The 12,344-nt window shown below is 50.1% G+C and carries 7 protein-coding genes, 1 tRNA gene and 3 rRNA genes; 2 read left to right on the forward strand and 9 right to left on the reverse strand.

Annotated features, from left to right (window positions below; translation table 11 throughout):
• Positions 1-104: 104 nt before the first annotated feature.
• The 5 genes from spfP to HC231_RS23280 all read right to left on the reverse strand — a co-directional run bounded on the left by spfP (position 105) and on the right by HC231_RS23280 (position 5,485).
• A complete protein-coding gene (gene spfP, locus HC231_RS24450) occupies positions 105-152 on the reverse strand; it encodes a small protein SpfP (RefSeq protein ID WP_071892919.1) in 48 nt (15 codons plus the stop codon).
• Positions 153-306: 154 nt separating this feature from the next.
• Positions 307-3,096, reverse strand: coding sequence for a DNA polymerase I (gene polA, locus HC231_RS23265; protein ID WP_208229068.1), 2,790 nt, complete (start codon positions 3,094-3,096; stop codon positions 307-309).
• A gap of 382 nt (positions 3,097-3,478) precedes the next feature.
• Positions 3,479-4,102, reverse strand: a complete 624-nt coding sequence (gene dsbA, locus HC231_RS23270; RefSeq protein ID WP_208229069.1) for a thiol:disulfide interchange protein DsbA — start codon at positions 4,100-4,102, stop codon at positions 3,479-3,481.
• Between the two features lie 24 nt (positions 4,103-4,126).
• A complete protein-coding gene (locus HC231_RS23275; protein ID WP_208229070.1) occupies positions 4,127-5,113 on the reverse strand; it encodes a serine/threonine protein kinase in 987 nt (328 codons plus the stop codon).
• Positions 5,114-5,215: 102 nt separating this feature from the next.
• Positions 5,216-5,485 (reverse strand): YihD family protein, encoded by a 270-nt coding sequence (locus HC231_RS23280; RefSeq protein WP_208229071.1) that lies wholly within the window; start codon positions 5,483-5,485, stop codon positions 5,216-5,218.
• A 123-nt stretch (positions 5,486-5,608) separates the two neighbouring features.
• On the opposite strand from HC231_RS23280, the gene mobA reads away from it, so the two are divergent.
• The gene (gene mobA / locus HC231_RS23285; RefSeq protein WP_208229072.1) at positions 5,609-6,181 is read left to right on the forward strand and encodes a molybdenum cofactor guanylyltransferase MobA; all 573 of its coding nucleotides are present in this window, start codon (positions 5,609-5,611) and stop codon (positions 6,179-6,181) included.
• Positions 6,178-6,696 carry a molybdopterin-guanine dinucleotide biosynthesis protein MobB gene (mobB, locus tag HC231_RS23290; RefSeq protein WP_208229073.1) on the forward strand — a complete coding sequence of 173 codons (519 nt, stop codon included), beginning with the start codon at positions 6,178-6,180 and terminating at the stop codon, positions 6,694-6,696. Before mobA ends, mobB begins: the two co-directional genes overlap by 4 nt.
• Positions 6,697-6,932: 236 nt before the next feature.
• Here the strand turns inward: mobB and rrf are convergent.
• The 4 genes from rrf to HC231_RS23310 form a co-directional block, all read right to left on the reverse strand.
• Positions 6,933-7,048, reverse strand: a 5S ribosomal RNA gene (gene rrf, locus HC231_RS23295).
• 183 nt (positions 7,049-7,231) lie between these two features.
• Positions 7,232-10,242, reverse strand: a 23S ribosomal RNA gene (locus HC231_RS23300).
• A gap of 249 nt (positions 10,243-10,491) precedes the next feature.
• A tRNA-Glu gene (locus HC231_RS23305) sits at positions 10,492-10,567 on the reverse strand.
• A gap of 88 nt (positions 10,568-10,655) precedes the next feature.
• Positions 10,656-12,196: ribosomal RNA gene (locus HC231_RS23310) — 16S ribosomal RNA — on the reverse strand.
• Together the 16S, 23S and 5S rRNA genes with 1 tRNA gene alongside form the textbook arrangement of a ribosomal RNA operon.
• Between the last annotated feature and the right edge of the window lie 148 nt (positions 12,197-12,344).

Consider the following 12,344-nt stretch of genomic DNA (forward strand, 5'->3'; position numbering starts at 1 on the left):
CCGAAAGCGTTTTTCAACATCGCGCGGCGGCGGTCCGAAAGGCTATAGGTTAGATAGCCGCAATAAAAAACGCCCCAGTCAAAACTGACCGGGGCGGCTAACATTCAGCCAAATCCGATTACGTGAAGTAAAAGGTCTGAAAGATAGAACATCTTACCTCTGTACCCTACGTCTCTAACTCTACCCTATTTTTTCACGATAAAAAAGGGGTTTTTGTTGTTTACTTTCATAAAAAATGGCGACCAACTATACAAAGTTAAACCTGGTCACACGATCCTGTTGTTTAATTACAGGAGTTGGCGGCGCTTAATGCGCTTCATCCCAATTCCGTCCGGTCCCGATATCCACCCGCAGCGGCACATTGAGCTGCATACAGCCTTCCATTAACTCTTTGATTTTACTTTTAGACTCTTCCAGTACCGAATCATGAATCTCGAAAACCAGTTCATCGTGAACCTGCATAATCATCTTCACTAATGGCTTGTCTTTTTGTAACCAGCCATCAATAGCGATCATCGCCTTCTTGATAATATCGGCGGCGGTCCCTTGCATGGGCGCATTAATCGCAGCGCGTTCAGCGGCTTTGCGGGCGATGGCGTTACGCGACTGAATATCCGGCAAATAGAGGCGCCGGCCGTCCAACGTCGAGACATAGCCTTGTTCGGCGGCATGCTGGCGGGTTCGCTCCATATAATCTTGAACGCCAGGGTAGCGTTCAAAATACAGATTCATATACTTCTGTGATTCACTGCGCGGGATATTCAACTGGCGGGACAGCCCGAAAGCGCTCATGCCATAAATCAAACCAAAGTTAATGGCCTTAGCGCTGCGACGCTGCTCAGACGACACTTTATCGAGTTCAAGACCGAATACTTCCGCCGCGGTAGCCCGGTGGATATCTTTCCCTTCAGAGAACGCGCGCAGCAGCCCTTTATCGCCAGAAAGATGCGCCATGATGCGTAACTCAATCTGCGAATAGTCAGCCGCTACGATGCTATACCCTTCCGGCGCAATAAACGCCTGCCGGATACGGCGGCCTTCATCATTACGCACCGGAATATTCTGCAGGTTGGGATCGCTGGAGGATAAGCGCCCGGTCGCCGTTACCGCCTGATGATACGAAGTATGAACGCGCTTGGTCGACGGATTAATCATCAGCGGCAGTTTGTCGGTGTAGGTCGACTTCAGCTTTGCCAGGCCGCGATATTCAAGAATCAGCTTCGGCAGCGGATAATCCAGCGCCAGCTCAGCCAGCACTTCCTCATTGGTGGAAGGCGCCCCTTTGGGCGTTTTTTTCAGCACGGGCAGTTTTTGCTTCTCGTACAGAATGCCCTGTAGCTGCTTGGTTGACGACAGGTTGAACTCTTCGCCGGCCAGTTCATAGGCCTGTGTTTCCAATTCCCCCAAACGAATGGTGATCTCTTGCGAGTGTTCCGCCAAAATATTGGGATCGATAAGAACGCCGGTACGCTCCATTCGGGATAACACCGGAACCAGCGGCATGTCGATTGCCTGGAACACCTTACATAGTTCCGCATGCTGCTGTAATTTCGCCCACATCTTCTGATGCAGATACAGCGTGACATCCGCATCTTCCGCAGCGTAGGGACCGGCCTGTTCCAGAGCGATCTGATTGAAGGTAAGCTGATTTTTACCTTTGCCGGCGATCTCTTCGAATTTGATGGTTTTATGGCCAAGATAACGATCCGCCAGGCTATCCATATCGTGACGCCCCGCGACGCTGTCCAGAACATAAGACTCCAGCATGGTATCAAAGGCGATGCCCTGTAATTCGATGTCATAGCGTTTCATCACGCCCTTATCGAATTTAAGATTCTGGCCGACCTTTAACAGCTTTTCATCTTCCAGCAGCGGCTTAAACAACGCCAGAATCCTGTCGCGATCCAACTGTTCCGGCGCATCCAGATAATCATGCGCCAACGGCAGATAGGCAGCCTCGCCCGGCGTCACGGCAAACGACATCCCGATAAGATTGGCTGTAAGCGTGTCCAACCCATCGGTTTCGGTATCAAAAGCGAAAACCCCCGCTTTTTTGATACGCTCAACCCACTCCAGCAACGTCTTCTCATCCAGGATGACGACGTAGCCTTCCGAAGAGAGCACGGCGGTGCTTTCCTCTTTATCGGAACGCTCTTTAGCCGCTACCGTAACTTTCTGCGCCGGCTGATTATTCTTTTTACCCTGCAACCAAGTACCGGACTCGACATCCGACAGCCAACGTCTGAATTCGTAGCGGGAAAATAAGCGGTGCAGTTCATCCACATCCGGTTCAGCGACGGTTAACTGCTCGCAGCTCAGCTCCAGTTCGACATCCGTTTTGATGGTGGCCAACTGATAGGAAAGGTAGGCGACGTCCTTATGCTGCTCCAGCTTCGGCGCCATCGTCTTGGATCCTCGGAACGACAGATCGGCGATCTTATCCAGATTGGCATACAGCGTATCCAACCCTCCCAGCCCTTGCAGCAAAGCCTGAGCCGTTTTTTCGCCCACGCCGGGCACGCCGGGAATGTTATCGGACGAGTCGCCCATCAGCGCGAGAAAATCAATGATTAATTCAGGGGGAATGCCATACTTGTCACACACTTCCTGCGGACCCAGGATGGTATTGTTCATGGTGTTAATCAGCGTAACGTTTGGCGTTACCAACTGAGCCATATCTTTATCACCGGTACTGATTAAAACCGGAATACTCGATTTTTCGGCCTGCAGCGCAAGCGTGCCGATAACATCGTCGGCTTCGACGCCGGAAACGGCCAATAGCGGCAATCCCATCGCTTTAACCATGCGATGCAAAGGTTCTATTTGTTCGCGTAAATCATCCGGCATCGGGGGACGATGGGCCTTATAACTTTCAAATAACTCATCGCGGAACGTTTTGCCTTTGGCATCAAAGACCACGGCGACATGAGTGGGATGATATTGCACCAGCAAACTTCGCAGCATATTCAATACGCCATACATTGCACCCGTTGGTTCTCCGGCACTGTTTGTTAACGGAGGAAAAGCGTGATATGCACGGTACAAATAGGAGGAACCATCTACCAGAATTAAAGGGTTTTCTGCAATCTGAGTCATAGCCTGTCGTGATCTTTGTCGTCTGCCATGCTGCTAAGCATGCCATAGCTGAGGCAAAGAGACGATCCTTAACGCACGATATTCGTCGTTTTTTGCGAGGATATCCGCAAGATCAGCCTGTGGATAAGTTTGTGAATAGAAATAACAAATTAATTATCCATGATGTTCATAGATCGGCGCATTATTTTTATATCTATGTTTTTCATGCATTTATAATAAAAATATTATTTTTGATGATCGATGAGAGACAATTCATATTTGTGGATATAAATTATATCTGACAAATATTAAAGCAAAGTCAGTTTCATCGTCTAAACGAATGATTGCGATAGATGAATACAACCACGCCGATATAGCCAGCGTGGTTTACATCGTAAATAGATTATTTTTTATCAAGCAGGAACTTTACAACTTCCGCATACTGCTTTACATAAACATCCATTGAGCTGGTATCAAGTCCATCGCTCTTGATCATATATTTTCCATTAACGAACATAGCGGGAACACCGCGTAATTGTAAATCCGCCGCCGCTTTTTCCTGCTGAACCACTAATGACTTCACAACAAAGCTATTTAATGCGCCGTCATATTCTTCAGCGCTGACGCCAGCGCTAATAAATACATTACGAATATCTTCAGAATTCTGTACGGATTGCTTTTTCTGAACCGCATCAAACATCAATGGGCTTACTTTATCTTCTACGCCCAGCGCAATCGCCACGGCCCAGGCCTGGGTCAACTCCTTTCCTAATTGCCCCAGAAAATCAACATGATAGCGCGTCAGTTTTGTTCCCGCCGGCAACACTTTTTCTACCGCTTCCGGAATATGGTAAACCTGAGAAAATTGGTAGCAGTGCGGACAATAAAATGAGAAAAATTCGATAACCTGAGGTTCCTGAGTGGCGGATTTATCTAATTCTACATATTGCTTACCGTTAGAAAAATCTGCCGCTGATGCGCTAAATGCCAGGACCAGGCCAACCAGCGCAAACCATAGTTTTTTCATAAGACGCTCTCTCTCCATTCAATTTCAGTACATTGGCATCAGCTGCAGAGGAGGTTCCTGCAGCAGCTTAACCTGTTCGGTAAATATTGATGTCTGTTTAAGCCAGAAATCCGCATCCTTTATCCAAGGAAAATTTCGGGGAAAAGCAGGATCCTCCCAACGTCGTATAATCCAGGCTAAATAATGCACCTGCCGCATAGCTCGCAAAGGCTCGATTAATGCCAACTCTTTGTCCTGAAATTCAGCAAACTCGCTGTAAGCCTCCAACAGAATATCTAGCTGGATCCGCTGCTCATGGCGTTCGCCATGCAGCAGCATCCACAAATCCTGTATGGCCGGACCATTACGGGCATCGTCCAAATCAACAAACAGAGGACCATCACGCCATAAAATATTACCGGGGTGACAGTCCCCGTGCAGACGAATAGATTGCCAATCAGTATTCCAGTAAACCTCAACGGTATCTATTAACTTACTGGTTGCCTGTAAAAAAGCATTACGATAAGTTGCCGGTATTAACGGGCACCCCTCCAATAGCTTATAAGGTTCATGCAGATATTCATTCAAACCTATCGTTGGTCTTTGCGTAAATGAAGATCTACGACCAACCTGATGAATTCGGCCTAAAAAACGCCCAACCCATTCCAACTGATCTTCATTATCCATCTCATATTGCCGCCCGCCAACGCTTGGGAAAACCGCAAAATAAAATCCGTCATAGAGATGGAGCGTGTGACCGTTAAGCGCTAACGGTGCGACAATGGGCACTTCATCGTCGGCAAGCTCGCTCGCAAACGCGTGTTCTTCCATAATTTGTGGGCTATTCCATCGCTCAGGGCGGTAAAATTTAACCACAAAACGCTTTCGGTCCTCATCCGTGAACTGGTACACCCGGTTTTCATAACTGTTTAAGGCTGTTAAACCAGAATCCACACGTATTCCCGCGTCTAACAAGGCATCCATTATCAATTCAGGAAACAACGTCTGAAAATTAAAAACTGAACTGTTCATAACAACCACTACCAGTAACGTACGATGTAAGACAAACGCGTGCGGATATCGACATCAAAACTAGATTATGTAAGCCGGGTTCTACTTACGCTTCTGCCTGTATCAATCCTTAATTATCCCACGAGCACGAAGTAATGCCGTTTTGAAATCTTCTTCATAATCTTTTTTAAGCCCTGGAATAGCCTGCTCTTTATCCGAGTCACGCATTTTCAGATGATAAATAAGGATATCATCAGTCAGCTCACTAAACTGCCCCTCAAACCCCGCCTCCTGTGCAAGTTTTTGTAAAAATTGTACAAGATTTAAATCAGGCTCTTTTTGCCAGGCCGGATGCAACAGCTCAACCAGTTCATTAACGCGATGACATTTCATTTTTTTACCCTCAAATGTAAATACAATGACAAAAATAACAGTCTTATTAAGATGTGAAAAGAACTTGGTCTTCAGCAAATATTTTCAGAAAATAACCTATGGTTTAGACAACCGGGGCGAGAAATGATCACTGGCGTAATTCTGGCTGGCGGACAGGCAACCCGCATGGGCGGATGTGATAAAGGCCTGCTGGAGTTAAACGGGCTGCCGTTATATCAACATGTGCTGTCGCGACTGAAAACACAGGTCGATGAGGTTATTATTAATGCCAATCGAAATATTCCTGTCTATCAGCAAAGTGGATGTAGAGTAGTAAGCGACCTGCAAAATGGTTTTTCCGGGCCATTGGCCGGCATACTCGCCAGCATGTCCGCCATCAACACAGAATGGCTGGTTTTCGTTCCCTGCGATGTTCCCAACCTGCCTCAGGACTTGGTAAAACGATTATGGGAAGGTCGAAAAGAAAAAAACGCGGCCTATGCCACTGATGGTAAACGAGAACATCCCACATTACTGTTAATAAATCGGCGTTTTATGAAGCCACTGGAGGATTATCTTAGCCGTGGCGATCGTAAACTAATGATCTTTATGGAACAGATCGGTGCGACTGCCGTTTCCTTTGCCGATCAGCCTGAAGCATTCCGTAACCTGAATTTTCCCGAGGATCTGACACTTCTTCAAGGGCGGCCATCATGAATCCTGACCAGCCTCGCCTGCTTGCTATCGCAGCTTATAGCGGCACCGGAAAAACAACGTTGCTAAAAGCCGTCATTCCTATCCTTAAGCGCGATGGTATTCGGGTTGGATTAATCAAACATACGCATCATCATATGGATGTTGATACGCCAGGTAAGGACAGTTATGAGTTGCGGAAGGCCGGAGCAGAGCAAACTATGGTGGTCAGCAACCAACGATGGGCCTTAATGACGGAGACACCGGCGCAACAGCCGCCCGATTTACATGAACTGACGAAAAAGATGGATGCCTCCGCGCTCGATCTCATTTTAGTGGAGGGGTTCAAGCAGGAAAAAATTAACAAGATCGTACTGTTTCGTCAGGCATTGGGACGCCCGTTGAGCGATTTACTGGATGACTATGTTATCGCTATTGGCGCAGACAGCCCCCTTTCTACGCCACTGCCGCAGCTAGATATCAATCAACCTCAGCAGGTAGCTGATTTTATCCGCCGGTGGCTTACTCTGACGCCCTAACAACTATCTGTCAGTATCCTGCTATCTATCGAGCCAAAACTCTCCCAGCTTGCGCATGAGGCCGTCTTATCTTATCTGATGTCCGGCCGTTTATGACCGGCGTCCTGCCCGTCCCTACCGGCCGTTGCCGCGCAACGTTTAAATCCCGCGGTCCCGCGCCGGCGAGCGTTCGCCCACCAGACTGCGCGCAAAACAAAAGGCCCAGTCTTTCGACTGGGCCTTCCGCCTGATTTGATGCCTGGCAGTTCCCTACTCTCACATGGGGAGACCCCACACTACCATCGGCGCTTCGGCGTTTCACTTCTGAGTTCGGCATGGGATCAGGTGGGACCACCGCGCTATCGCCGCCAGGCAAATTCTGTTTCATCCCAACCGTTACAGTTTTCTCTGCAACCATCAGAACCAATCTTCGAACAAGCTGAACTTCTCTGAGTCTATTCGTATCATCCTGATACTCACCCCCATGGGGCCAGTGCTCCGCACCGTTCAAAATCGTTACCGACGATTTTGTCTCTCAAAACACCTTCGGTGTTGTAAGGTTAAGCCTCTCGGGTCATTAGTACTGGTTAGCTCAACGTCTCGCAACGCTTACACACCCAGCCTATCTACGTCGTCGTCTTCAACGGCCCTTCAGGGGACTCAAAGTCCCAGGGAAGACTCATCTCGAGGCAAGTTTCCCGCTTAGATGCTTTCAGCGGTTATCTCTTCCGCACGTAGCTACCGGGCAATGCAATTGGCATCACAACCCGTACACCAGTGGTGCGTTCACTCCGGTCCTCTCGTACTAGGAGCAACCCCTCTCAATCTTCCAACGCCCACGGCAGATAGGGACCGAACTGTCTCACGACGTTCTAAACCCAGCTCGCGTACCACTTTAAATGGCGAACAGCCATACCCTTGGGACCTACTTCAGCCCCAGGATGTGATGAGCCGACATCGAGGTGCCAAACACCGCCGTCGATATGAACTCTTGGGCGGTATCAGCCTGTTATCCCCGGAGTACCTTTTATCCGTTGAGCGATGGCCCTTCCATTCAGAACCACCGGATCACTAAGACCTGCTTTCGCACCTGCTCGAGCCGTCACTCTCGCAGTCAAGCTAGCTTATGCCTTTGCACTAACCTCCTGATGTCCGACCAGGATTAGCTAACCTTCGTGCTCCTCCGTTACTCTTTGGGAGGAGACCGCCCCAGTCAAACTACCCACCAGACACTGTCCGCAACCCCGCTCAGGGGCCCACGTTAGAACATCGAACATTAAAGGGTGGTATTTCAAGGTCGGCTCCACGCAGACTGGCGTCCACGCTTCAAAGCCTCCCACCTATCCTACACATCAAGGCTCAAGGTTCAGTGTCAAGCTATAGTAAAGGTTCACGGGGTCTTTCCGTCTTGCCGCGGGTACACTGCATCTTCACAGCGAGTTCAATTTCACTGAGTCTCGGGTGGAGACAGCCTGGCCATCATTACGCCATTCGTGCAGGTCGGAACTTACCCGACAAGGAATTTCGCTACCTTAGGACCGTTATAGTTACGGCCGCCGTTTACCGGGGCTTCGATCAAGAGCTTCGCCCAAAGGCTGACCCCATCAATTAACCTTCCGGCACCGGGCAGGCGTCACACCGTATACGTCCACTTTCGTGTTTGCACAGTGCTGTGTTTTTATTAAACAGTTGCAGCCAGCTGGTATCTGCGACTGGTCTCAGCTCCATCCGCAAGGGACTTCACCAAATCCAGCGTGCCTTCTCCCGAAGTTACGGCACCATTTTGCCTAGTTCCTTCACCCGAGTTCTCTCAAGCGCCTGAGTATTCTCTACCTGACCACCTGTGTCGGTTTGGGGTACGATTGCGTGTTGCCTGGAGCTTAGAGGCTTTTCCTGGAAGCGTAGCATCGGTTACTTCGTCACCGTAGTGACTCGTCGTCACGCCTCAGTGTTGACAGTGTTCCGGATTTACCAAAAACACCCACCTACACGCTTAAACCGGGACAACCGTCGCCCGGCCAACCTAGCTTTCTCCGTCCCCCCTTCGCAGCAACACCCAGTACAGGAATATTAACCTGTTTCCCATCGACTACGCTTTTCAGCCTCGCCTTAGGGGTCGACTCACCCTGCCCCGATTAACGTTGGACAGGAACCCTTGGTCTTCCGGCGTGCGGGTTTTTCACCCGCATTATCGTTACTTATGTCAGCATTCGCACTTCTGATACCTCCAGCAACCCTCACGGGCCACCTTCGCAGGCTTACAGAACGCTCCCCTACCCAACAACGCCTAAGCGTCGCTGCCGCAGCTTCGGTGCATGGTTTAGCCCCGTTACATCTTCCGCGCAGGCCGACTCGACCAGTGAGCTATTACGCTTTCTTTAAATGATGGCTGCTTCTAAGCCAACATCCTGGCTGTCTGGGCCTTCCCACATCGTTTCCCACTTAACCATGACTTTGGGACCTTAGCTGGCGGTCTGGGTTGTTTCCCTCTTCACGACGGACGTTAGCACCCGCCGTGTGTCTCCCGTGATAACATTCTACGGTATTCGCAGTTTGCATCGAGTTGGTAAGTCGGGATGACCCCCTAGTCGAAACAGTGCTCTACCCCCGTAGATGAGTTCACGAGGCGCTACCTAAATAGCTTTCGGGGAGAACCAGCTATCTCCCGGTTTGATTGGCCTTTCACCCCCAGCCACAGGTCATCCGCTAATTTTTCAACATTAGTCGGTTCGGTCCTCCAGTTAGTGTTACCCAACCTTCAACCTGCCCATGGCTAGATCACCGGGTTTCGGGTCTATACTCTGCAACTTAACGCCCAGTTAAGACTCGGTTTCCCTGCGGCTCCCCTATTCGGTTAACCTTGCTACAGAATATAAGTCGCTGACCCATTATACAAAAGGTACGCAGTCACCCCACCCCAAAACACTCACTGCTTGTTTTGTGTGTTGGTCATCGCAAAACACGCGATGACAACCGTCACCTCGACATCCGCATCGCCTTTCGGCCCGGAAGTGTTTTGGTGGTGGGGCTCCCACTGCTTGTACGTACACGGTTTCAGGTTCTATTTCACTCCCCTCGCCGGGGTTCTTTTCGCCTTTCCCTCACGGTACTGGTTCACTATCGGTCAGTCAGGAGTATTTAGCCTTGGAGGATGGTCCCCCCATCTTCAGACAGGATATCACGTGTCCCGCCCTACTCATCGAACTCACAATCTGTGCATTTTTGTGTACGGGACTATCACCCTCTGTCGTGCGACTTTCCAGACGCTTCCACTAATACACAAACTGATTCAGGTTCTGGGCTTTTCCCCGTTCGCTCGCCGCTACTGGGGGAATCTCGGTTGATTTCTTTTCCTCGGGGTACTGAGATGTTTCAGTTCCCCCGGTTCGCCTCATCACACTATGTATTCATGTGATGATAATGTGTCGAAACACACTGGGTTTCCCCATTCGGGTATCGTCGGCTGTTACGGTTCATATCACCTTACCGACGCTTTTCGCAGATTAGCACGCCCTTCATCGCCTCTGACTGCCTAGGCATCCACCGTGTACGCTTAGTCGCTTAACCTCACAACCCGAAGGTGTTTCGTAAAACACGTTCGCGCCGTGATTATTTGAGAGACTCTGATACAACCAAACCACATCCCATTACGAGACAGGTTCAGCCGCATCGTTTCAAATTTCAGCTTGTTCCAGATTGTTAAAGAGCAAATATCATAAAACCTGACTATTGCTAATCAGCTTTAGGATATGACGTAAGTAATCATTTCATGACTTACTGGATGACCCCCGCTTTCACCGGACTGGTCGGATGCGCTGGCGTCCCCTAGGGGATTCGAACCCCTGTTACCGCCGTGAAAGGGCGGTGTCCTGGGCCTCTAGACGAAGGGGACACGACACCGTACTTTGTTGACGCTTTTGCTCATGACGTTCATCAGACAATCTGTGTGGACACTGCACTAACCTGTATCAGGCTTTTGGTAAGGAGGTGATCCAACCGCAGGTTCCCCTACGGTTACCTTGTTACGACTTCACCCCAGTCATGAATCACAAAGTGGTAAGCGCCCCCCGAAGGTTAAGCTACCTACTTCTTTTGCAACCCACTCCCATGGTGTGACGGGCGGTGTGTACAAGGCCCGGGAACGTATTCACCGTAGCATTCTGATCTACGATTACTAGCGATTCCGACTTCATGGAGTCGAGTTGCAGACTCCAATCCGGACTACGACGCACTTTATGAGGTCCGCTTGCTCTCGCGAGGTCGCTTCTCTTTGTATGCGCCATTGTAGCACGTGTGTAGCCCTACTCGTAAGGGCCATGATGACTTGACGTCATCCCCACCTTCCTCCGGTTTATCACCGGCAGTCTCCTTTGAGTTCCCGACCAAATCGCTGGCAACAAAGGATAAGGGTTGCGCTCGTTGCGGGACTTAACCCAACATTTCACAACACGAGCTGACGACAGCCATGCAGCACCTGTCTCAGAGCTCCCGAAGGCACGTTCGCATCTCTGCAAACTTCTCTGGATGTCAAGAGTAGGTAAGGTTCTTCGCGTTGCATCGAATTAAACCACATGCTCCACCGCTTGTGCGGGCCCCCGTCAATTCATTTGAGTTTTAACCTTGCGGCCGTACTCCCCAGGCGGTCGACTTAACGCGTTAGCTCCGGAAGCCACGGTTCAAGACCACAGCCTCCAAGTCGACATCGTTTACGGCGTGGACTACCAGGGTATCTAATCCTGTTTGCTCCCCACGCTTTCGCACCTGAGCGTCAGTCTTCGTCCAGGGGGCCGCCTTCGCCACCGGTATTCCTCCAGATCTCTACGCATTTCACCGCTACACCTGGAATTCTACCCCCCTCTACGAGACTCTAGCCTGCCAGTCTTGAATGCAGTTCCCAGGTTAAGCCCGGGGATTTCACATCCAACTTAACAGACCGCCTGCGTGCGCTTTACGCCCAGTCATTCCGATTAACGCTTGCACCCTCCGTATTACCGCGGCTGCTGGCACGGAGTTAGCCGGTGCTTCTTCTGCGGGTAACGTCAATGAATAAGGCTATTAACCTTATCCCCTTCCTCCCCGCTGAAAGTGCTTTACAACCCGAAGGCCTTCTTCACACACGCGGCATGGCTGCATCAGGGTTTCCCCCATTGTGCAATATTCCCCACTGCTGCCTCCCGTAGGAGTCTGGACCGTGTCTCAGTTCCAGTGTGGCTGGTCATCCTCTCAGACCAGCTAGGGATCGTCGCCTAGGTGGGCCATTACCCCGCCTACTAGCTAATCCCATCTGGGTTCATCCGATGGTGTGAGGCCCGAAGGTCCCCCACTTTGGTCTTGCGACGTTATGCGGTATTAGCTACCGTTTCCAGTAGTTATCCCCCTCCATCGGGCAGATCCCCAGACGTTACTCACCCGTCCGCCGCTCGCCGGCAAAGAAGCAAGCTTCTTCCCGCTGCCGCTCGACTTGCATGTGTTAGGCCTGCCGCCAGCGTTCAATCTGAGCCATGATCAAACTCTTCAATTTAAGATTTGTTTGATTCGCTTAATTAAAAGCTATGCTCAAAGAATTAATAACTGTTTATTCGTAATGAATTTACTGTTGTCACTCTTCAAGACTTTTTTATATCGTTGCCGATACGGTCTTGTGAGTGCCCACACAGATTGTCTGATTG

It is taken from the genome of Brenneria izadpanahii, assembly GCF_017569925.1.
GTDB lineage: Bacteria > Pseudomonadota > Gammaproteobacteria > Enterobacterales > Enterobacteriaceae > Brenneria > Brenneria izadpanahii.